Origin of the sequence: Granulicella tundricola MP5ACTX9 (assembly GCF_000178975.2) — a bacterium.
Taxonomy (GTDB): Bacteria; Acidobacteriota; Terriglobia; order Terriglobales; family Acidobacteriaceae; genus Edaphobacter; species Edaphobacter tundricola.
Window position 1 is genome coordinate 266,807 of sequence record NC_015065.1, and the last position, 20,263, is coordinate 287,069.

At 60.6% G+C, this 20,263-nt stretch carries 19 protein-coding genes; 12 read left to right on the forward strand and 7 right to left on the reverse strand.

The features are described from left to right. Positions 1-557 precede the first annotated feature (557 nt). On the forward strand, positions 558-1,016 hold the full coding sequence (locus tag ACIX9_RS21305; RefSeq protein WP_041598103.1) for a rhodanese-like domain-containing protein: 459 nt from the start codon (positions 558-560) through the stop codon (positions 1,014-1,016). A gap of 277 nt (positions 1,017-1,293) precedes the next feature. Here the strand turns inward: ACIX9_RS21305 and ACIX9_RS21310 are convergent, their stop codons facing one another. Further along, positions 1,294-2,154 (reverse strand): SDR family oxidoreductase, encoded by an 861-nt coding sequence (locus ACIX9_RS21310; protein ID WP_013582261.1) that lies wholly within the window; start codon positions 2,152-2,154, stop codon positions 1,294-1,296. 89 nt (positions 2,155-2,243) lie between these two features. On the opposite strand from ACIX9_RS21310, the gene ACIX9_RS21315 reads away from it, so the two are divergent. After that, on the forward strand, positions 2,244-2,813 hold the full coding sequence (locus ACIX9_RS21315) for a TetR/AcrR family transcriptional regulator (protein WP_013582262.1): 570 nt from the start codon (positions 2,244-2,246) through the stop codon (positions 2,811-2,813). A gap of 113 nt (positions 2,814-2,926) precedes the next feature. Here ACIX9_RS21315 and ACIX9_RS21320 read toward each other — a convergent pair whose 3' ends face one another. After that, entirely contained in the window at positions 2,927-3,463 is a 537-nt protein-coding gene (locus ACIX9_RS21320; protein WP_013582263.1) for a hypothetical protein, read from the reverse strand. 573 nt (positions 3,464-4,036) lie between these two features. Here ACIX9_RS21320 and ACIX9_RS21325 point away from each other — a divergent pair. From ACIX9_RS21325 to ACIX9_RS25115, 5 genes are all read left to right on the forward strand, one after another. Then, on the forward strand, positions 4,037-5,080 hold the full coding sequence (locus ACIX9_RS21325) for a PDDEXK nuclease domain-containing protein (protein ID WP_041598151.1): 1,044 nt from the start codon (positions 4,037-4,039) through the stop codon (positions 5,078-5,080). After that, on the forward strand, positions 5,068-5,472 hold the full coding sequence (locus ACIX9_RS21330; RefSeq protein WP_013582265.1) for a carboxymuconolactone decarboxylase family protein: 405 nt from the start codon (positions 5,068-5,070) through the stop codon (positions 5,470-5,472). The genes ACIX9_RS21325 and ACIX9_RS21330 overlap by 13 nt, the downstream gene beginning before the upstream one ends. Positions 5,473-5,757: 285 nt before the next feature. After that, positions 5,758-6,027, forward strand: coding sequence for a hypothetical protein (locus tag ACIX9_RS21335; protein ID WP_013582266.1), 270 nt, complete (start codon positions 5,758-5,760; stop codon positions 6,025-6,027). Between the two features lie 150 nt (positions 6,028-6,177). After that, positions 6,178-7,407 carry a glycoside hydrolase family 5 protein gene (locus ACIX9_RS21340; protein ID WP_013582267.1) on the forward strand — a complete coding sequence of 410 codons (1,230 nt, stop codon included), beginning with the start codon at positions 6,178-6,180 and terminating at the stop codon, positions 7,405-7,407. A 51-nt stretch (positions 7,408-7,458) separates the two neighbouring features. Beyond that, entirely contained in the window at positions 7,459-7,878 is a 420-nt protein-coding gene (locus tag ACIX9_RS25115) for a nuclear transport factor 2 family protein (RefSeq protein ID WP_157478289.1), read from the forward strand. Here the strand turns inward: ACIX9_RS25115 and ACIX9_RS21345 are convergent. Continuing rightward, positions 7,811-9,253, reverse strand: a complete 1,443-nt coding sequence (locus ACIX9_RS21345) for an amidohydrolase family protein (RefSeq protein ID WP_157478254.1) — start codon at positions 9,251-9,253, stop codon at positions 7,811-7,813. The two genes, ACIX9_RS25115 and ACIX9_RS21345, sit on opposite strands and share 68 nt — an antisense overlap. Before the next feature lie 254 nt (positions 9,254-9,507). Next, positions 9,508-9,735, reverse strand: coding sequence for a hypothetical protein (locus ACIX9_RS21350; protein WP_013582270.1), 228 nt, complete (start codon positions 9,733-9,735; stop codon positions 9,508-9,510). 203 nt (positions 9,736-9,938) lie between these two features. On the opposite strand from ACIX9_RS21350, the gene ACIX9_RS21355 reads away from it, so the two are divergent. Beyond that, on the forward strand, positions 9,939-10,886 hold the full coding sequence (locus ACIX9_RS21355; protein WP_013582271.1) for a hypothetical protein: 948 nt from the start codon (positions 9,939-9,941) through the stop codon (positions 10,884-10,886). A 44-nt stretch (positions 10,887-10,930) separates the two neighbouring features. Here ACIX9_RS21355 and ACIX9_RS21360 read toward each other — a convergent pair whose 3' ends face one another. Beyond that, positions 10,931-11,983, reverse strand: a complete 1,053-nt coding sequence (locus tag ACIX9_RS21360) for a cytochrome c3 family protein (RefSeq protein WP_198152240.1) — start codon at positions 11,981-11,983, stop codon at positions 10,931-10,933. Between the two features lie 363 nt (positions 11,984-12,346). On the opposite strand from ACIX9_RS21360, the gene ACIX9_RS21365 reads away from it, so the two are divergent. The 3 genes from ACIX9_RS21365 (at position 12,347) to ACIX9_RS21375 (ending at position 15,880) form a co-directional block, all read left to right on the forward strand. Beyond that, positions 12,347-13,534 carry an MFS transporter gene (locus tag ACIX9_RS21365; protein ID WP_041598104.1) on the forward strand — a complete coding sequence of 396 codons (1,188 nt, stop codon included), beginning with the start codon at positions 12,347-12,349 and terminating at the stop codon, positions 13,532-13,534. A gap of 62 nt (positions 13,535-13,596) precedes the next feature. Further along, positions 13,597-14,676 carry a LacI family DNA-binding transcriptional regulator gene (locus ACIX9_RS21370; protein WP_013582274.1) on the forward strand — a complete coding sequence of 360 codons (1,080 nt, stop codon included), beginning with the start codon at positions 13,597-13,599 and terminating at the stop codon, positions 14,674-14,676. Positions 14,677-14,809: 133 nt separating this feature from the next. Beyond that, entirely contained in the window at positions 14,810-15,880 is a 1,071-nt protein-coding gene (locus ACIX9_RS21375) for an alginate lyase family protein (protein ID WP_013582275.1), read from the forward strand. Here the strand turns inward: ACIX9_RS21375 and ACIX9_RS21380 are convergent. Continuing rightward, complete coding sequence (locus ACIX9_RS21380; RefSeq protein ID WP_013582276.1) at positions 15,853-17,127, reverse strand: glycoside hydrolase family 88/105 protein; 1,275 nt, start codon at positions 17,125-17,127, stop codon at positions 15,853-15,855. The genes ACIX9_RS21375 and ACIX9_RS21380 overlap by 28 nt on opposite strands. A 159-nt stretch (positions 17,128-17,286) precedes the next feature. Between ACIX9_RS21380 and ACIX9_RS21385 the strand changes: the two genes are divergently transcribed. Next, positions 17,287-18,948, forward strand: coding sequence for a tetratricopeptide repeat protein (locus ACIX9_RS21385; RefSeq protein WP_013582277.1), 1,662 nt, complete (start codon positions 17,287-17,289; stop codon positions 18,946-18,948). A gap of 7 nt (positions 18,949-18,955) precedes the next feature. Here ACIX9_RS21385 and ACIX9_RS21390 read toward each other — a convergent pair whose 3' ends face one another. Continuing rightward, positions 18,956-20,149 (reverse strand): multiheme c-type cytochrome, encoded by a 1,194-nt coding sequence (locus ACIX9_RS21390; RefSeq protein WP_013582278.1) that lies wholly within the window; start codon positions 20,147-20,149, stop codon positions 18,956-18,958. Positions 20,150-20,263 lie beyond the last annotated feature (114 nt).

Genomic DNA, 20,263 nt, shown 5'->3' on the forward strand with positions numbered 1-20,263 from the left:
ACGAGCAATTAACGCTTCGGAATCAGCAGATCCACCGGAAGGGTTAAGAGTGCAGCCACCTGCACTGGGTCTGAACCTCCTGCAATCAAGGCTCGAGCCATTGACAGTTGTTCCGCTCTGTACCTCTCGCTCGGTACGAACGTTTCAGAGATGAAGTCACTCTGGGAACCGAGACCACGGCGATCTGGACGGGCTTGAGGGGAGTCGATTCGCCCCAGCCTGGTTCGTGACAGGTTCCGGCCTTCCGCCACAAGTCGCCAGCATCGATGAGCGACGTACACGAGGTATCCGATTCCTAAACAGAGAAGCGATACGAGTATTGTGGTGAGTCCCATCCTCTCAACGAACTCCGGACACCAAAAGGTTTAGCGCTGACTGAAAGCTGATGACAGTCTAAAGCACCATCAGCAAGGGCAGTTTTGAAGGCGTGCTTGAATGGAGACTTGCCACGATCTAATGCGAAGCGTCACGCTGCAAAAGCCGCTGTCCCATCGATCATGAAAAGAATCAAGGGCGCTTGAGCGAGACTCCAATGGGGTGAAGCGAACGGAGACCTCATGAGCCTGACGATGGTGGTGGCTGCGGTTCTGATCCTTGCGGTTTTAGGGGCGGGGGAATGGTATCGGCGGAGGCGTAAGCGACTCTTTCTCGCGTCGCACAGCATCAATGTCGAGCAGTTGCATGCGCTTCTTGCGGGCAATGAAGGTGGGTCGATTCATGTGATCGACGTGCGTCAGCCTTTGGATCTGCTGGCTCACTCTGAGATCATTCCGGGCTCGCGGAGGATTCCGCCGAAGGAGATCCTGGGGAATCCCGGGCTGCTCGATAAGGAGCAGGAGACGGTTGTGTACTGCACCTGTCCGTCAGATGAGACGGCCGGCAAGATTATGCAGAAGGCCGTGTCTCTGGGGTTCGAGAAGGTGAAGATTCTTCATGGCGGGCTGGATGCGTGGAAGGAAAAGAGGTACCCGGTTGAGCCGTACGAGAGTGCCTTCCATCTGGACACTCCCGCTTAGGGTATGTGGGTTATTTGGGGGCGTCGAAGTTGGTCGAGCGGGTTACTGCTTCCCAGGCTGCGAACTCTGAATGGAGAGCTTCCAACTCCTTGCTGACGTAGTCGAAGGCGTCCGGGCCGAGGAGCAGATGGGCGGGGGATTGGGGACGGTGAGGAGGTCGGCGATGATGTTGCCGGCCTTGGCGGGATCGCCAGGCTGCGGGCTTTGCGGGCCTCGCGGATGGGATCGAAGATGGTGTCTATATGCTGCTGCTTCTGCCCGGTCTTGGAGTGGGGGACTACTTCTTCATCAACCCAAACTGCTTGCCGAGGATGCGGTCGACCATCCGCTTTGACAGCAGGTTGGGCAGCGTCCAGTTCTTGAAGCGTTGCGGCACGACCGCGTACCGGACCTTCGGCTTGCTGACCGTCAAGGCGCGATGGATTGCGTGACCGATCTCCTCGGCGGCCAGTCCCTTCTTGCCCTCTTCGGCGAAGAAGGCCAGGAAGCGTTGAATGATTGGGCCATAGTCGGTGGCATCGAAGCGGCTGAAGTCCTCCGCCTGGGCCTTATCCCAGATGGGCGTGATCACGGCTCCGGGGCCCACGATGATGACATCGATTCCGTAGAGCAGAAGCTCGCGCCGGAGACTCTCCGACATTCCCTCGAGGGCGAACTTGGAGGCCGAATAGGCGCCGACAAACGGCACCCCCATCTTGCCGGAGACCGAGCTGATCTGGACGATTCGTCCTGGTTTTCCCGACCTTGCTGGGTCGCTTCCGAGCAGAGGGGCAAAGGCCTTCGTTACGAGGAAGGGTCCGATGAGATTGACCTCCATCTGCCGACGCATCTCGGAGGGGTCCAGGTGCAGCAATGGGCCGCCGACCACGATACCGGCGTTGTTGACCAGCCCGGCCAACCTCTCTTTGCCCAACATCTCGCCCACCAGGGTGGCCGCCTGCTGCACCGCTGCCTCGTCGGTTACATCCGCCAGCAATGGAACAAAGTCCTTGCCGAACTCAGCGCTCAGCCGGTCTGCGTCGCTCTGCTTTCGTACGGTCCCAAAGACACGAAATCCCTTATCCAGAAGAACTTTTGCCGTGGCCCAGCCGATACCGGTCGATGCTCCGGTAAGGACCACACTCTGTTTTGCACTCATACCCTGCCTCCAAGATGGCCGCTGTACACCTTCAACATGTTCACCGTACACCTTTATCCTCCCAGAGGTCAAGATGTAGAGTGATAAGCATGGCGTATCCCTCCAAGACCGACCGTGCAACGATCCTTGCGGCGGCGGTCGAACAGCTTGAAGAACAAGGGCTCCGCGGCCTTTCGCTCCGCTCGCTTGCGGGCTCGCTCGAACTTGCTCCGAACGCCCTGTATCGCTACTTTGCGGATCGCGCGGCGCTCGAATCGGCTCTTGCCGGCGAGGTCTCCCGCCTGCTTCACGCCGCGATGCAGCGGGCTGTGCGCAAGGGCAGACCGGAGCAAGCCATCCATAGCATTGCGCGGGCCTACCTCGCCTTCGCCCGCAGTCGCCCCAACCTTTATGAGTTGCTCCTTCTGCCGTGCGACAACGCGAAAGAGGAGGCGGATTCCCATGAAAAGCTTTGGAAGTTCGTCGTCGAACACGTGAGCGCGATCACGGGACCAGGTCACGTCAACGATGCTTCTGTCGCTCTGTGGGCCTTCCTCCACGGAATTGCAGGGCTGGAAGCCGCCAAGCTTTTTGGAGACGAGAAACCTGTTACCAGCTTCGACTTTGGTTTGGCCGCGTGGCTGGCGGCGGCCTCCACAAGCCATGCGGAGTCAAGGTAAGGGTGTGTTTGGGGGCCTACTCCCACTCATGAATCATGGGTGGAGCGAGCACTTAGGGGATGAACAGAGGTTGGCTGAGCGGGACTTGCGTCACGGTTGCGGGACATCGCCGATCAAGGCGTGCTCGATGTCTCCCGCTCTTCGTTCTCAGGCGAGTCACTGTGTACCACGGCTGCGGTGAGGAGATCCCAGGCGGCTCCGATCTTGCGGCGGGATGACGGGCCGGCATCACGGTTCGGGATCAGGAAACTCCATCCGTTGAGAGGCAGGAGTTGCCATCGCTTGGGGTCCAGCAGGCTGGTGTCGCGCAGGTCGCCGCGGACGGCAACCATCGACATGGTCGTCGATCCTCGTCCCTCCCCGCTGCGGAAGTCACAGGCGAAGACCTCGACGCCTTTGCGCGATCCATAGAGGAAATTTTCCTGCACTCTCAAGCGGCGGGGTGGGTCATGAGCGACCTGCGGTACGGTGATGGGAGCTGGGCCGGTCTGGAAGCTGAGGCCGTGCGCTGCGGCAAAGGCTGCCAGGCGACGCCGTCTGCCCCAGGCCCAAAGGCTCGTCAGGCCCCAGATGATCGAAAAGACAAGGAAGACAACCAGGACCGGAATGAGCACTGCAAAGACTACCGCCGGCGGGTCCGAATGTCGCATGGCGTATTTTAGCCCGGGCACTGACGCGGCTTGTGTACGTTTCTATGCAGCGGCAGGGCGGGGCGGCCGCGGAAGGTGACGCTGAAACGGTAGCAGGAGGGGGTTGGGTAAGGCGGGGAGTGGGACGCGAGGTACGCTGAAACGGTAGCGGATGACCGTTTCATGGGCGAATCGTGGGGTTTCGAGGGGTGTGGAAAGGGCCGAGCGGAAGGATTATGTGGGTTTTTCGTTGCTTTTCAAGGGGAACTCTTCCACGCTGAAACGGTGCTTTGGGATCACAGGGGAATTTGCGAGGTCCACGCTGCAACGGTAGGGGATTCACGCTGCAACGGTGCGGGTTTCACGCTGAAACGGTAACGGGTCCACGCCTAAACGGTAGTTGTGGAACGCCTGCTTAAAGGAAGCCTGTAGTTTTTAACTGTAGTTATGCCTTTATCGCAAGAGTAGGTTCTTTCTACTGCCCTTGGGAAGGCTTGTTCTTTGTTTTTGTAATCGCGGCTGGCGGTGGCCGCTGCTACCGTTGCGCGTTAGGATTTCAGGTGAGGATGCATGAGCGGAGATGAGCGCGAGGTGATGGGGCGAGGCGGCTTGAGGGTGGACGGAGATGTGTCTCACCTGCTGGCTGGGCTGAGGGAGCTGATTCAGGAGGCTCGGCAGCGGGTGCTGCGGAGTGTAGATGAGGTCCAGGTTCAGACGTACTGGGAGGTTGGGCGGCACATTGTGGAGTTCGAGCAGGGTGGTGCGGCGCGGGCGGCTTATGGGAGCAAGCTGCTGCAGACGCTGGCGGGGGAGTTGGCGGCGGAGTTTGGGAAGGGGTTCGATGTATCGAACCTGCGGCATATGCGGGTGTTCTACCAGGCGTTTCCAAAACAGGACGCGCTGCGTCGTGAATTGAGCTGGACGCACTACCGGACGCTGCTGCGGGTGGAGAGTGGGGCGGCTCGGCAGTGGTACATGCAGGAGGCGGCGGGGCAGGGGTGGACGACGCGTGCGCTGGAACGGCAGATTGGGACGCTTTATTATGAGCGGCTGCTCTCCAGCTCCGACCGTGCGGAGGTGGAGCGGGAGGCGGGCGAGCAGGTGAGCAAGCTCGCGACGCCGAGGGACTTTGTGCGCGATCCGGTGATGCTGGAGTTTCTGGGACTGCCGGGAACGGGGAAGCTGCTGGAGGCGGATCTGGAACGGGCGCTGCTGGATAACCTGCAGGCGTTTCTGCTGGAGCTGGGGCGAGGGTTTGCGTTTGTGGCTCGGCAGTTCCGGGTGAGCAGCGAGTCGAAGGATTTTTATATCGACCTGGTGTTTTATAACTATCTGCTGAAGTGCTTTGTGCTGTTCGATCTGAAGTCTGGGGAGCTGACGCATCAGGACATTGGGCAGATGGATATGTATGTGCGGATCACGGACGATCTGAAGCGGGGGCCGGACGACAATCCTACGGTGGGGATCATTCTTTGCACGCAGAAGGATGCTTCGATTGTGCGGTACTCCGTGCTGCATGAGAATGAACAGATCTTTGCGAGCCGTTACAAGCTGGTGCTGCCGTCCGAGGAGGAGTTGCGGGCGGAGCTGGATCGGGAACGAGGGAAGCTGGCGGAGGGGGCGGGATGGGAACGGTGAGGCTTTGGACGGATGAGGAGGCTGCGAGCGATGCTCGAGTGGCTGCGGTGTTTGCGGATATACGGGTGATGCGTGGGTCTGATTTCATCAACAACTTCTGGCGGGCGCTGGCGAATCAGCCGGCGGCGCTGGAGCGGACGTGGGCGAAGCTGAAGGTGGTGATGATGGAGCCGGGGGAGCTCGATCCGCTGACGAAGGAGCTGATTTATATTGCGGTTTCTACGGTGAATGGGTGCGGGTACTGTGTGCATTCGCACAGCGCGGCGGCGAGGGCGAAGGGGATGACGGAGGGCCAGCATGGGGAGCTGCTGGGGGTGATCGGGATGGCGATGGAGACGAATGCGTTGGCGACGGCTCTGCAGATTGCGGTGGATGGGGCGTTTCTGGTCTGAGGGTGTCTGGGATTCCCAATCTGGGAATATTCATGAAAGTTGATAAGTCTTGCTCAAAGATTGAATGCGTGAAGATCCGACAACCAAATACCTTTATTATGTGTCTTAGATAACATAACTGTGTTAGTAACCGTCTCCTGAAGTTAGTTTGCTTAGCTTCATCCTTCAGAATGGATCCATTCCTCGCAACTTTGCCATGCGTTATGGATCAGGCTGGCCTGTTCGACTCCAGCAAGTCCTGGGGGTGTGAGCGGGAGCAGGTCATGGGTCTGGAAGGATCGATTCATGAAAGAACTCACTGGTGCGGTTTCAGAAATTGAAGGGGTTTTGAGGCAGTTTGTCCTGTCCTGCCGGTTGAATGTGGAGTTCCGGATTGCGACTTACCCGGGATGCGTGCCTGAGGTTTCGATCGAGTTTGCCGGTCCCGATTCCTGGCAACTTACTTCTGGTGATGGGGAGTTGCTGCAAGCGGTGCGGCAGTTGACGGCGGAGATCCGCGCTTCGGATCGGCCGGAGCTTCTGTCATGTGGGGTGGCGGAGGGGTTGGTTCAATGAACGAAGGTTCTGCGTGACGTGAGACGAGTCCTTGCTGGCGAGGGCGCAGGGCATGGGTGATGCTGCGCTGGATCGAGGGGTGGAACGAAGCGGGATGGATTCTAGACAAACGCTTATCTGATGGATGAGTATGGTCAGCGAGGAAATGACATGCTCGTTGGCCGTATGGTTGCAGGCCTTGTGTTGAGTCTTGGTCTTGCTGCCGGCTCGATGCAGGGACAGTTTGTTCACACTCACAAGACCGAGGTTCTGGATGGGCAGAGCAAGCCCCTGCTGATCCGGGGGACGAACCTGGGAGACTGGTTTGTTCCCGAGGGATATATGTGGCATCTGCCGGATACGGTGCAGAGTCCGCGGGAGATCGAGGGGCTGGTCCGGGAGTTGATTGGGCCGACGAAGGCGACGGAGTTCTGGCATGAGTATCGGCAGAGGTATGTGATGCGGGCGGATATTCACCTGCTGAAGCAGGCGGGATTCAATACTGTTCGGGTGCCGTTTCACTACAAGTTCTTTGAGACGGACGATGCGGAGGGGTTCGCGCTGGTGGATCGCCTGCTGGGGTGGTGCCGGGCGGAAGGGCTTTATGTGATCCTGGATATGCACGTTGCGCCGGGGTATCAGACGGGGAAGAATATCGACGACAGCGATGGGTATCCTTGGCTGCTGAAGGATGAAGGGGAGCAGGCTCATGCGGTGGCGGTGTGGGAGCGGATTGCTCGGCACTACAAGGACGATAAGACGGTGATCGGGTACGACCTGCTGAATGAGCCGATCCCGAACTATCCGAAGCTGAAGCCACTGAACGAGCTGCTGGAGCCGCTGTATAAGAAGCTGACGGTGGCGATCCGGCGGATCGATACGAAGCACATGATGATCTATGGCGGAGCGCAGTGGGATGGCGACTTCAGCGTGTTTGGAGCGCCGTTCGATGCGAATGCACTGTATACGTGGCACAGATACAAGGCCGAGCCGACGGAGGCTGCGTTCAAGCAGTATGCGGCGTTCCGCCAGAGGTACCAGGTGCCGATCTACCTGGGCGAGTCCGGCGAGAATACGGATGCGTGGATCGCTAGCTTCCGGGCGGCGAATGAGAAGGCGAACATCGGATGGACGTTCTGGCCGTATAAGAAGATGAGCGCGACGACCTCTCCGGTGAGCTTTGCGAAGCCGGATGGATGGGATGAGGTGCTGGCGTTCGCGGCGCTGCAGCGTGGGTCTGTGCTGGCTCCGGAGCGGTTGAAGGTGAGGCCGGAGCAGGGGGTGCTGGATCGTGCGTTTTCGAGCATGCTCGAAAACATCAAGGCGGAGCGATGCACGGTGAATGAAGGGTATATCCATGCGCTGCTGCCGGATGCGCCTGCGGAGTTGAAGGTAGAGTAAAGGCGAAGGCGGAGATGATGGCCTGAAGGAGCTTGCATGGATGAGGGTTAGATACTTGAGGCTTTGAACGCGCACTGGCGCGCGTCAGCGGCTGGTGAGATCGACGCGGAGCATGACATCTACGACGACGATGTCTTGTGTGAGTATCCGCAGTCCGGCGAGCGCATTCTTGGGCGCGTCAACTTGCAGGCGCTGAGGGGTCATCATCCTGGTAGACCGTCCGGGTTTGAGGTCAGGCGGATCTTCGGTGAGGGCAATCTCTGGATCACGGAGTACACGATTATCTACCAGGGGAAGCCCGCTTATACGGTGAGCATGATGGAGTTTCGCGACGGTAAGGTTGTGCATGAGACGCAGTACTTTGCCGATCCCTTTGACGCACCGGGGTGGCGAAGCCAGTGGTTCAAGGCAAGGCGTGAGGCTTGCCGGTGGGTACGGTGTCCGCGGCTCTCATCTTTGCGTACCGCTTAGCGAGGGCAGCCATCTGCTGATCGAGATCTGTACGTGAGAGGAAGCGTCCGCCTGCGATCACTGCCGTGATCCTGCGGGTGTTTGCGACATCCGCCATGGGATCGGCGTCGAGCAGAAGTAGATCTGCGCGCTTGCCTGGTGCGACTACGCCGCGGTCTCCTGCGACTCCGAGCCACTCCGCCGGGAGCCGGGTTGCTCCTTCCAACACCTGCTGGTTGCTCAACCCATAACGGGCCATCGCTTCGAGTTCATCGTGCAGAGCGAAGCCTGCCACCATACCGGGGACTGGCGTGTCTGTGCCTGCGAGTACCGGGATGCCGGCTGCGGCGAAGGCCTGGATCAGCTTGCGATTGAAGGCGACGATCGAACGGACATAGTCAATGAACTTCGCGTTTGCGTTTGCTACGTAGGGATTGTGGGCGGTGACATAGGTGTAGATCGGGGGTGAGAGAAACTGCAGTTCAGGCCGGGCCTGCAAGGACTCTGGGTGGGATGCCTCTTCAACGATCCGCTCATCCAATGAGAGCGTTCCCGTGAGCCAGGTTCCGTTCCGTTTTGCCATCTCTACGTAGCCTGGGATGTCAGCTTCGACCGGCACATCGGTCTGCTGGGCGAACTCCTCCGCGTGGGCCACCATGCCGAATCCGGGCTGGAAGAACTTGTCTGTGGTGCCTTTGCCGCGTTGAGGGATGTGGCCCACGACCGGCATGTGCAGCTTGTGCGCCTCGTCAACGATGGCTGTGAAGGTTGGGAGATCCAAAGTGCTGTAGACCTTGATGAGCTCGTAGCCTTCGACCGATGCGTCACGGACTGCCTGGCGGCCATCGCTGGGGGTTGCTGCGACGCGCGTCATGCCGACGGGCAGGATGGGGTCTTTGCCATCGATCATCGCAGCGAGCGCAATGTGAGGTCCGAGGACGCGTCCGTTTTCGACCTCATCGCGCTGGCCTACTGTCTCCGAGGTGGCGGATAGATCGATCACCTGCAGGACGCCGTTGGCTACGTAGGGCAGGAAGATGTCTTCGGTGCGGATGGTGCCGGCGGGGATCTTTGGGTTATCGAGGAAGAGGCGCAGGAAGCGGTCGTTTTCAAGATGCACGTGTGCGTCTGCGAGGCTCGGCATCAGGTACTTTCCTGTGCCATCGATGCGCCTGACGCCGCTGGCTGGTTTGGTTGCGGTTGAGGCTTCTATTGCCGTGATGCGGCCGTCGCGGAGGGTGACGGTCTGGTCGTGCAGCACGGTGCCGCCTGCGGTCATAGGGAGAACGGTGACGTGCTCGATTGCCAAGGGCGGCGGCGGGGTTGGCTGTCCGAAGGCAACCGTCCATGCAAGAGCTGGAGAGGTCAAGGCGAGGGTCAGGCTGCGTAGGTTCATCAAGTCCTCGGGCACAGATGTGAGAAGGCTTAGGCGTATACGCCTTGAGCATCTGCATTGTTCCGTGGAGTTTTGGATGAAGCCAGGGCTGCTCGTGTCGCGGCCCCGCACCATGACGGCGGAGAAGCGTGGCGACTGCTTCGGCTGGTAGTCAAAGGCCACGACCTCAAAGCCTCCGCGAGAGGCCTGCAGCAGCATCGAGAGATGATGGAAGGGGGTCTCCATCTGGTATATGGAACCTGTGGCGGCAGATCCTACTTGATGTCCTGGAAGCCCTGCTTTTTCAGGAGCTTTCGCCGCCTGATCTTGCGAAGGGTCGAGGGCAGGGTACAGAGGTAGAGCAACAGGGAGAATGCGAGGGTGGCGCCGCCTACCAGGATGAGGAATTGCTGCCAGGTCGTGTTGCCCAGATGACGCAGCAGCATTGCGGGGAGAGGCGGCAAGGCGAACACGGCGGTGAGCAGGGAGGAGGAGGTGAGCATGCCAGGGTGTGAGGAGTTTAGCACCTGGACGTTGCAACGATATTGCGACTTCTGGGATAGATTGCTTTGGAGCAGAGCGTGTCAAGGGCGTTGACCGTTGGGTGGGTGGAATTCCAGGCAGGGTGATCGTTCGTCTTGCAATCATCCCGGCTAAAAAATGTCTGCGTTCTCCTGTAATACGCGCATAATGGGCCCACGCCGCTATGCGAACTCCGCCTGTCTCCGCCTATCTGACTACGCTGTCCATGCTTGCCATGGTCATCGTGCCTGCTGCGTTTACGCTCCACACCGTGCGTGTGAGCGCCTTCGGCGGATCACTGCCTGCGAATCCTTCACCTTATGGCTATACGGTCAGCCTTCTGTTGTTTCTTGTTCCTTCGCTTGTCATCCTTTGCTGGTTTCTTCCGCAGGAACATCTCCATATCTCGCGACGGTCTTTTATGGTGAGCCTCAGCCTTCTGTTTCCGCTGGGGGCTGCGCTTGATTTCTTCTTTGCGCGGTACTTCTTTGTGTTTCCGAACGCCTCCGCGACTTTGGGGATCAAGGCTCCTGCGCTGGGTGGCGGCGTGCCTGTCGAAGAGTATGTCTTCTATCTCTCCGGTTTTGCGCTGGTGCTGCTTCTTTATGTATGGCTGGATGAGTACTGGCTTGCGGCCTATACCGTACCCGCGACGGCGCGGGAGCGGATCAGCTTCGACCGGCTGCTGCGCTTTCACCCTGCTTCGCTTGTGCTTGCAGTGACGCTGCTGGCGGGTGTGCTGATCTACCACCATCTGACTGCGCCCGGGAGCTTTCCGGGGTATCCCGTCGTGCTGATCCTGGGGGCGCTGCTGCCGTCGTCTGCTCTTCTGCCCGCTGCTCGTCCGGTCATCAACTGGCGGGCGCTCTCTCTGACGATGTTCATCATTCTGGTGACGAGCCTGATGTGGGAGGTGACGCTCGCGCTGCCTTACGGCTGGTGGAACTTTCAGGCGGCGGCGATGCTCGGCGTGCGCGTGACTGCGTGGTCCTTCCTGCCGATTGAGGAGGTGTTTATCTGGATTGCTGTTAGCTACTCGAGCGTGATTGTTTATGAGATTGTGAAACGGTGGAAGGCGTCTGGGAGGGCGTTGGGGCATGCTTTGCTTGGAGCGCGACTGAAGCATCTATGAAGTTGCTAACACCGTTTTCAGAGTGCATTCACCCCTGCGGCCTGCTACTGCGCCACCCGCCAGGGTGACACGCTGGTCCATGCGATCAACTCTTTCGTCGCCCATGTTGTCGACTTATCTGCATGACAGGACGTGCATGGATTCGGGATGCCCGACTGCTCGGTCTGAGCCGGAGTGATGAATCGGAAGGTATGGGCGCTCACGAAACTGTCCTTGATCGTCGCTTCAATCTTCGGCATATGACATGCCACACACTGGCTCCCCTTACTGCCTTCAGCATGGTGGGTATGCTCACTGACCGTGCCCTTCAATCCGGCTGGATTCTCCTTCGTATGACAGCCCAGACACAATGCATTGGAGGGCATGCGGAGGTTCGAGACCGTGTTGGAGTGGACCTGATGACAGTCCGAGCAGCGGATCTCGCGGTGATACATATTGCTCTGCACAAAGTCATTGCCCTGCATGCGATTCTTATGAGCCGTCAGGTCCGCATATTGATAGAACCCGGTGACGCCGGGCTTCAGCTCTTCAAGCTTCCAGTAGTCGACAAGGCGCGCGCCGGGAAGATAGCCGACCGGCCAGTCATAATACTTGCCCGCAATGGGATTGCCCACGGGCTGGCCTTGGCTATGGCACTGGATACAGGTGTCGTTGCCCCGCACAGAATCGAGTTTGTCCGGGTTGACGATGTTCTGTTTGGTGGGATGTGCGACGTGCAGGCTGCCGGGACCGTGGCATTTCTCGCAGCCCACGTTCCACTCCGTGACCTGCTTGGTTTCGATGTTGAAGTTGACGGAGTGGCAACCATCACAGAGCGTCGAGGTGGGGCGCTCCATGTTGCTCTCACCGTAATGGGGAACCCACCAGTCCGTGCCTTTTTCGACATGAAACGGGAGCCAACGCTTCTTCTGGATATCCCACTGCGCGGGCAGCACATAATAATCGTCGCCTCGTTTGGTGAAGTAGCGCTGCTTCCAGCGGCTGCCATAGGTGAACGCAACGTCGTCCAGCTTGAAGGTCACCAGCGGGTTCGGAGTTGTGAAATCTCCGACCACAGCCTCTGGATGAATCTTGGGGTCCTGAACAACGTTTGCCATGCGTGTCTTCTGCCAACTGTCGTAGGTATCTGCATGACATGCCCTACATGACTTTGAGCCTACGAATGTCGCTTTAGGAGTCTGCCCCACGGCAGTTGCATACAAAATGACGGTGATGAGGAAGGCAATCACAGTGGATGCAATCTTGCGATCCCTCAAGGCTTCGTCTCCGGCAAACGAATGGATTTATGCCTAAACTCTACTCCTTCAGGAAGGATTGAATTGTCAATGGGATGTCATCGTTCCCGAAAGGTCTGGCGGCTCTGTCAGGCCCTGATCCGCTCGCCGGAAGCCCATTGTGCAGAGCTGTCAGTGGTTTCGCTATGATGAGGTTCGGTTCGCGCTTTGTGTTTCTGGGTGCGGATGAGGGTTGCGATGCAGGGTGTGGCTAAGAGCAAGACGTTTCCGTGGGGTGCGCTTCCGCTTTACCTGGGGTTCTTTGGGACGGGGATTGGGGTGGCGCTGCCGGGGGCGCTGCTGCCGGCGCTGCAGATGCGGTGGCACCTGCAGGATGAGCAGAGTGGGCGGCTGTTTTTGATGGCCTGGATTGGGTCTTCACTGGGGGCTTTGCTGGTGAGGCGCTCGCTGCGAACGACGCTGGTGTTTGGGAGCCTGGGGGTTGCGGTGGGGGCTGCGGGGCTGGCGCTGTCTGGCGGGCATGGGGTGAATGCGCTGATGGCGCTGTATGGGATGGGGCTGGGGGCGACGATGACCTCGGTGAGCCTGATCCGGCAGCAACAGACGGTGGGCAGCGGGACGGAGATGGTGAGGCTGAACCTGGTGTGGGCGATTGGGGCTTGTGCTTGTCCGTCGCTGACGGTTCATGCGCTGGGTGCGGGGGACTTTGGGCCGGTGCTGCTGGGGTTGGCGGGGTGCTTCCTGGCGCTGGCGGGTGCGGCGCTGGCGCAGCGGGAGCTGATGGTGTTGACGGCGGGGGCGGAGGTTGGGGATGCGTGGGCGATCTTCAGGCGCATGCCGCTGGGGCTGATTGCGATGATCTTTCTGGTGACGGGGATCGAGGCTTCCGCGGGGGGGTGGCTGACGACTTATACGCGAAGGGGAGGACATGAGCTTGCCGAGGCGGTGGCTGCGCCGACTTGCCTTTGGGCGGGGCTGCTGCTGAGCCGGTTGTTCTGGAGCGTAAGGGACAAGTGGTTGTCCGAGGCGGTGGTGGTTCGGGGGAGCCTGGTGCTGATGACGGCGGCGGCCGTGCTGCTGGTGGCGACGACGCATGGCGTGGCGATTTTGGCGGCGGCGTTTCTGTTGGGGTTCGGGATTGGGCCGACGTATCCGCTCTTGCTGGGGTGGGCGCTGCGGTATCAGCGGGGTGGGGCGATATTTTTTGTTGCGGGGGTGGGGTCGGCTTGTCTGCCGTGGATGACGGGGCTGGTGTCGGCGGAGCGGGGGTCGCTAAGGATGGGGCTGGTGGTGCCTATGGTGGGGACGGCTGTGATGCTGCTGGTGGCGATGGTGTCGCCGGTGAGGAGCTGGGGCGGGGCGGTCCCTGTGAAGACTCGGTTCGGGACGCCGCTTGGCGACAATCCCGGCTAGACTGGTGGTGCGCGAAACGGACTGTAGCCGGTGAGCCGCGGAGAGCGACCTCGAAACGACTTATGCCTAAGAAGACTGCGGTGAATTTGGCTGGTGGGCGGCGGGTGGGCCTGAAGATGCTGGCGGAGTACCTGGACCTGAGTCCGGCGACCGTCTCGTTTGTGTTGAACAACGCGCCTGGGCGCTCGATCCCACCGGCGACGCGCGAACGGGTGAAGGCGGCGGCGAAGAAGTTCGGGTATCAGCCGAGTTTGATTGCGCGGTCGCTGCAGGGGCTGACGACGCGGACGATCGGGATTTTGATTCCGGAGCTGGGAGAGGGGTACCACTCGCAAGTGCTGAGCGGGGCTGCGGACCTGCTGATGCAGGAGGGATACTTCTTCTTTACGGCGCATCATCGTCACAAGAAGGACCTGGTGGCGGAGTATCCGCAACTGCTGCGCTCGCGCGGGATCGACGGGATACTGGCGATCGACACGCATCTGGAGGCCGAGTTGCCTGCGCCGGCGGTCTGCGTGGCGGGGCATACGGTGATTCCGGGACTGACGAACGTGGTGCTGGATCACCATCGGGCGGCGGAGCTGGCGCTGGGACATCTGTATCGGCTGGGGCATCGGAAGATTGCTTATATGCATGGGCAGCCGTTCAGCTCGGACTCGAAGACGAGGTGGAATGCGACGCTGCAGGTGGCGCGTGCGCTTTCGCTGCGGGTGTCGCCTGACCTGGTGATTCGGCTGGATAAGGATATGAGCTCGCCTGAGCTGGGGTATCCGGGAATTCATCAACTGCTGCTACGGCGCAAGGACTTTACGGCGGTGCTTTGCTTCAATGACGTTTCGGCGATTGGCAGCATCCGTGCGCTGCACGATGCGGGGCTGCGGGTGCCGCATGATGTGTCAGTGCTGGGGTTCGACGATATCCAGGCGGCGGCTTATGTGGTTCCGAGTCTGACGACGATCCGTCAGCCGCTGCACCAGATGGGCAGCATGGCGGCGAGCCTGCTGCTGAAGAAGCTGGCGCATGAGAAGATTCCGGATGTTGTGAAGCTCGATCCGGAGCTGGTGGTGCGGGAGTCGACTGCGGCGGTGCGGGCGGTGGTGCGTGCGGCTCGTGGGACGGGTAAGGCTGGGGGCGCGGGGTAGATGTTTGCGGGCTCGGCGGCAGGGAATGAGTTGACTAGCTTTGTGTGCGGCGGGTAGAAAGAATGGGTCGGCGTGGAAGACAAACCTTTGTCTTCTGATTTAGCGGAAGCATCCGACCTTATGAGGCCATCTCTTGCAGAGATCATTCGTTCCATCGTTTCGTTCTATTGGGGTTTCTGTTGTGCTGGCCTGTGCTGCCTTTGCCAGTGCCGGGGCGGCGACGCTGCGGTCTCCGTGGGATGGTCACGCGGTGACGCTGACGGATGCCCCCTATAGCTGCCCGGCGCTGCCTGCGGTTGCACCTGACCTGACTACGGATGGATTCTACCGGACGGATGATCCGACGCACTCGATTGTAGACCCGGTGCGGATGGAGGCTTATAAGCGGTCGAGCGATCCGGTGAAAGAGGTTGGGCAGACGCTGGTGCGGGAGGCGGATGCGTTTCGGACGACGGGCTCGCGTGCTGCGGGACGATGTGCGCTGGAGCAGATCACGTCGCTGGCACGGCAGCGCTCGTTGACGGGAAAGATGTCTTCCAACCAGGCTTACTACGTGCAGGGTTGGATTGCGGGGGCAATTGCGATTGCTTACCTGAAGATCAGCGATGCGGGGCTGGCGACGCCGGAGCAGAGACGGCTGATTGCGCCGTGGCTGCTGCAGATTGGCGACGCTACGCGCACCTGGTACGACGACCATGCCGCGAAGACGCATGTGTCGGCGGGCAACAATCATCTGTATTGGGCCGGCGTAGAGCTTGCGGCGATTGGGGTGGCGGCGAACGACCGGAAGGCGTTCGACTGGGGGATGGCGACTTATGAGAACGGGGTGGCGCAGATCCGGCCGGATGGGACGCTGCCACTGGAGATGGAACGGGGGACCAAGGCGCTCCACTACCATTTGTATGCGCTGGCTCCGCTGGTGCTGCTGGCTGAGCTTGGCGAGGTGAACGGGCTGGACCTTTATGCCGCGCACGGTGGGGCGATCCATCGGCTGGTGAAGGTGTCGATTGGCGGGCTGTCCGATCCTGCGGTGTTTGTTGCGGGGACGGGTAAGCAGCAGGAGGCTCCCGGGACAGTGAGCGGAGACCAGATTGGCTGGGCTCCGCCGTACGAGCGGCGCTTTCCTGATGCGGCGATTGCTCGCTATGTGAAGGCAGCGCCTAGCCTGAGTGTGTTCTACCTGGGTGGGTTGCCGCCGGCATGAATCGGCTTCCTGGTAGTCATCTTTGTTAGCTCCGAGCCAGCGAGGAGGAAGGCTCCGATGCCGTAGACGTAGCTGCTGGAGGCCTTCACGTCACCGGGTGCGGCTCCGATGGGCTGGATGGCCCCGAGACGGCCGTCAGCATAGACGTGCTGGAGCAGGCCCTGCCAAGCGCTGGTGACGTGCGGGAGATAGAGCTTGCGGTCAAGGAGACCGTTATCGATGCCCCAGGCTAGGCCGTAGGCGAAGAAGGCAGAACCGGAGTCTTCGGGCTGTGCGTAGGCTGCGGGATCGAGCAGGCCGCTGCGCCAGAGGCCGTCAGGCTGCTGGAGGGCGATGACTCGCTCCGCCATGGCGCGGAACTGAGCGACGTACTTTGGCCGGGTGGGATAGTCGGCGGGCATGTTCTGGAGGACGGTTGCGAGACCGGCGAGAACCCAGCCGTTGCCGCGTGCCCAGAAGAGCTTCTGGCCGTTGGCTTCCTTCTTGGTGAAGTAGGTGTCGTCGCGGAAGTAGAGCTTCTCCTGCGGGTCGTAGAGGTAGGCCGAGGTGATCCACCATTGGCGGTCCATGTAGTCGAGATACTTGCGGTCGTTGGTGATCTTCGACATCTCGGCGAGGACTGGCGGGGCCATGAAGAGGGCGTCACACCACCACCAGAGGAGCTTCTTGGGATCGTCCGGGTGGGCGATGAGGTGGTCGAGGACCTCGCGTGTTGAGGCGATGCGCTCCGGTGTGGGGTGCTGCTGATAGAGCTCGAGGTAGGCGCGTCCGAGGGCTTCGTCGTCGGCGTGGGGGAAACGGTTGTCGATGAGCTTCCAGTCAAAGTGCTCCGACATACGCTGGACGGCGTCCTGGTACTTGGGGTCGCCGGTGGCGGTGGAGGCGGCGATGAGGCCGTCGTAGAGGGCGGCGTAGGTCCACTGCTGGTTGAAGCGCGGCTCGGCGTAGGCGATCTGCCAGTCTGCAACCTTGCGCATGGCCTTCTGGATGGCGGGTGGGGTTAGGGCGGGGGAGAGATCGGTCGCGAGCGGGCCGGGGTCGGCTGGGGAGTCACCGGCGGCGTTGCGGTCCACCGGCGAGGGGGCGCTGGCTGGTGACTGCTTCTGAGCCTGGGTTTGGGCGATGATCGTGGGGTTCAGCATCGTGGCGGCAAGGGCCGCGGCAACAGTCAGTTTTATGGAGATCAAAGACACCACCCTGCGTCGACAGCTCAGGGCTATCTGGCGCAGGAGTATTCGACCGTGCATGGGCTATCGTTGTCAAGCAGGGAGGGAAGGCGGATGGCTTGGAGACAAACGCTTATCTGAAGTGACTGGCGGCGCGCGTGTTGGTCTTGTGACGACGCCATGCTGGTGTTCTGCGATCAATCCTCATACCATCAAGCAGGCTAACGAGTGCGATACACCATGACAAGAGCGAAGAGTCACCTGCGTAAGGCTGCGATGCTGGCGGTCTTGCCGGTTTTGGCTTGTGGCTTTGGGAGTGCGATGGCCCAGGGCGTGTCGGGGGCGCAACGCGGGACTCGGTCCGCGGAGGCGGAACAGCTTCATGAGGCAATCATGACTGCGCAGCGAGGGGATGGAGCGAAGGCTCTCGCCCTGACGCGTGCGCTGCTGGCGTCTCATCCAGGGTATGAGCCAGCGCTCAAGTTTCAGGGCGCTCTGCTGGAAGATATGGGACATGCGCCAGAGGCTGCGGCCTCCTTTCAAGAGGCGTTGAAGCTGGCGCCGGGCGATGCTGAACTGATGTTGAAGGTGGGGATCAACCGGCTGGTGGCAGGCGATACAGGTGAGGCAATTCGTCTGTTCACGCAACGCCTGAAACAGGTTCCGCAGGATGGCGATACGCTCTACTACCTGGCCCAGGCCTACCACCTGAGGGGCGATAGCGAACTGGCGTTGAAGGCGATTCAGAGGAGCCTGAAGGCTGATCCGAATAATACCGCCGTGTGGCAGAAGTATGGTGAGCTGCTTTGCAGTTCAGGGGATAACGAGGCGGCGCTGCGGTGGCTGTTGAAGGCGCAGCATGCCGATCCAACGCTCGGGCGGATCGATTTCGATCTTGGGGTGGCGAGCTTCAAAAATCAGGACCTGGAGAATGCCGCGCAGTACGCTGCGAAGGCCGTGGCACTGAAGCCGAACGATTTGAAGGGGCTGCAACTGCTGGCCGCCGTGGACGTGAAGCTTTCAAAGTGGCAGGAGGCAAAGCCGGTCTTTGAACAGATTCTTTCCATCCAGCCTGCGGACGACGCTGCGTTGCTGGGGCTGGGGCATTGTGAGCTGGCTTTGAAGAACTACCAGGCGGCCGCGGACCTGCTAGAACGTCTGCTGAAGCAGGACCCGACGCAGGTGCTTGCTCATTTCTATCTGGCTCGGGTGTATGCCGGGCTGGGGCGCACGGCGGATGCGCAGCATGAGGCGGAGCTGCATGGCAGGCTGCTGGATCAGGCGGCATCCGTCGTTCCCACGGATGAGCGCGAGGTAGAAAAGGCTACGCTGGTGGAGGCGCGGCAACTGCTCACTGAGGGGCATGAGGCGGCGGCGTTGAAGCTGTTTCGGGATCGGGCGAAAGGGCCGACGGCTACACCTGGAGCGCCGTACATGCTGACCGGCGTCGTCTATCTGTACATGGGGAGGCCGGAGGATGCGGAACGCTGTTTGAAGCAGTCCATGGTGATTGAACCGACGGTGCGGGGTGCGCATACCTACCTGGGGATGCTGGCGTTGCAGCAGAACGATCTTGAGAAGGCCGAGAGCGAGTTCAAGGCGGAGCTGCAAGGGGAGCCTAATTATCAACTGGCGGTTGCGGAGCTCGGCGAGGTGCGTTACAGGCAAGGACGGTGGGAGGAGGCTGCGGATCAGCTTGCTCGGTCAAAGACGGTGGTGCCGGCGTTGCTGTACATGCTGTGCGACTCTTACTTTCACCTGGGTAAGGTGAAGGATGCGGACCTGACGGCTGAGCTGGCGGTCGGGTATGGCAAGAGCGATCCCGCGATCACAAAGGGGATTCTTGATCTGCTGGAACGGAATCAGCAGACGGAGCTTGTGCAGCGTTTGTCCAGCCGGTGAGTGCGGCTTAGCGGGGGAGGCTGGCGCCGGGCTTTACGACGCGGATGAAGTGGTCCGTGAACTCGCCATGCATGCTGGCGACGGTGACCTTTGGCATGTGGCAGGTGATGCAGCCGCTCGAGGCTTTGGGGCAGATGGAGACGGTGTGGGTGCTGGCTGGGGGCTGGGTTTTCTGTGCTGCTGTCGAGTGGCATTGCAGGCAGTGGCGATCGTAAGAGGCGGTGTTCCTCTCGAGGGGCTGGTGAGGATCATGGCAGGCGACGCAGGTCAGGCGCTCATCCCTTGTGGAACGCCAGCACTTACTTTCCTCAAGGCGGTATGGCTGGAAACGGACGACCGCCGTGCCTTGTCCAGGGCCGATGATCAGGCTGGCGTCTGCGAAGCTGCGATGGCAGGAGCCGCAGAAGTCGATGGAGTCTGACGGGGAGAGCTTTGCTGGATTGAAGACTGCGGATTCGCTGGCCGGGTGGGCGGGGGCGTGGATTTGCTGGTGCATGGCGTCAACGTGCGCGCGCGTGGGGCCGTGGCAGGCTTCACAGCCGAGGCCAGCCTCTGCGTGCAGGGGATTGAAGCCGGATGAGGTGGTGGCGTGGACGGTGTGGCAGCCGAAGCAGGAGCGTGCATCCTCCGGGCTCAGAAGCTGCCCGAGCGCCGTCGGGAGGGAGGTGGCCTGGGTGCTGCTGAGGCCGGTGGTGATGTCCAGTGCGGAGGGTCTGGTGTAGTAGCTGATGCGGCTTTGGTACCAGCGGCCGTCGGCCTGGTAAAGGAAGGTGCGGCCGAGATCGCCGGCACCCATGACCCAATCGAGAGGGTGAGAGAGCTTGTGGGCTCCCTGGGATGCTGTGAATTCGATCCCCGATGGGCTGGAGGTGAGGGAGTACTTGAAAGGCGGGGAGTTGGCGGTGAGTTTTTCTGCGTGGAAGTCTGTGACGGCGGCGGTGCTCGCTGCGTGCTGCATGGAGGTTTCTGTGTGGGCGAGGCCGGGCTGGTGACAGGGTTTGCAGGAGGAGGAGCCAGCGAAGGCGCTCATGGGCATGTCCGGCTTGGTGGGCCACCAGACTTCACTGCTGATGCGCTCCTGGGTGGTGGTCTGGGCGGAAAGGTCAAGCGTTTGCTGGGGCTGCGCCGATCTGGCAGACCATAGCGTGAGGAAGATGCACGCTAAATACAGCAACAGGCCGGTCTTGCGGAGAAGCTTCATCTTTGTCTGCGAGGTCGATAGCGATTGTATATCGGCGTGCGGGGAATGCTTCAGAGGTGGATGGACCACTTCACGTCCTCAATATCCGGGCAAAACGGTTGGGCGGCGGTGCGG

What these genes read in the sequence shown, in the direction of transcription:
- ACIX9_RS21350 (WP_013582270.1), bottom strand. Translation starts at nt 9,735, where the DNA reads ATGCTCACCTCCTCCTCCCTGCTCACCGCCGTGTTCGCCTTGCCGCCT.
- ACIX9_RS21390 (WP_013582278.1), bottom strand. Translation starts at nt 20,149, where the DNA reads ATGAAGCTTCTCCGCAAGACCGGCCTGTTGCTGTATTTAGCGTGCATC.
- ACIX9_RS21330 (WP_013582265.1), top strand. Translation starts at nt 5,068, where the DNA reads ATGGGAACGGTGAGGCTTTGGACGGATGAGGAGGCTGCGAGCGATGCT.
- ACIX9_RS21315 (WP_013582262.1), top strand. Translation starts at nt 2,244, where the DNA reads ATGGCGTATCCCTCCAAGACCGACCGTGCAACGATCCTTGCGGCGGCG.
- ACIX9_RS21380 (WP_013582276.1), bottom strand. Translation starts at nt 17,127, where the DNA reads ATGCACGGTCGAATACTCCTGCGCCAGATAGCCCTGAGCTGTCGACGC.
- ACIX9_RS21325 (WP_041598151.1), top strand. Translation starts at nt 4,037, where the DNA reads ATGGGGCGAGGCGGCTTGAGGGTGGACGGAGATGTGTCTCACCTGCTG.
- ACIX9_RS21365 (WP_041598104.1), top strand. Translation starts at nt 12,347, where the DNA reads ATGAGGGTTGCGATGCAGGGTGTGGCTAAGAGCAAGACGTTTCCGTGG.
- ACIX9_RS21320 (WP_013582263.1), bottom strand. Translation starts at nt 3,463, where the DNA reads ATGCGACATTCGGACCCGCCGGCGGTAGTCTTTGCAGTGCTCATTCCG.
- ACIX9_RS21305 (WP_041598103.1), top strand. Translation starts at nt 558, where the DNA reads ATGAGCCTGACGATGGTGGTGGCTGCGGTTCTGATCCTTGCGGTTTTA.
- ACIX9_RS21370 (WP_013582274.1), top strand. Translation starts at nt 13,597, where the DNA reads ATGCCTAAGAAGACTGCGGTGAATTTGGCTGGTGGGCGGCGGGTGGGC.
- ACIX9_RS21345 (WP_157478254.1), bottom strand. Translation starts at nt 9,253, where the DNA reads ATGAACCTACGCAGCCTGACCCTCGCCTTGACCTCTCCAGCTCTTGCA.
- ACIX9_RS21355 (WP_013582271.1), top strand. Translation starts at nt 9,939, where the DNA reads ATGCGAACTCCGCCTGTCTCCGCCTATCTGACTACGCTGTCCATGCTT.
- ACIX9_RS21310 (WP_013582261.1), bottom strand. Translation starts at nt 2,154, where the DNA reads ATGAGTGCAAAACAGAGTGTGGTCCTTACCGGAGCATCGACCGGTATC.
- ACIX9_RS21335 (WP_013582266.1), top strand. Translation starts at nt 5,758, where the DNA reads ATGAAAGAACTCACTGGTGCGGTTTCAGAAATTGAAGGGGTTTTGAGG.
- ACIX9_RS21340 (WP_013582267.1), top strand. Translation starts at nt 6,178, where the DNA reads ATGCTCGTTGGCCGTATGGTTGCAGGCCTTGTGTTGAGTCTTGGTCTT.
- ACIX9_RS21385 (WP_013582277.1), top strand. Translation starts at nt 17,287, where the DNA reads ATGACAAGAGCGAAGAGTCACCTGCGTAAGGCTGCGATGCTGGCGGTC.
- ACIX9_RS21360 (WP_198152240.1), bottom strand. Translation starts at nt 11,983, where the DNA reads ATGGCAAACGTTGTTCAGGACCCCAAGATTCATCCAGAGGCTGTGGTC.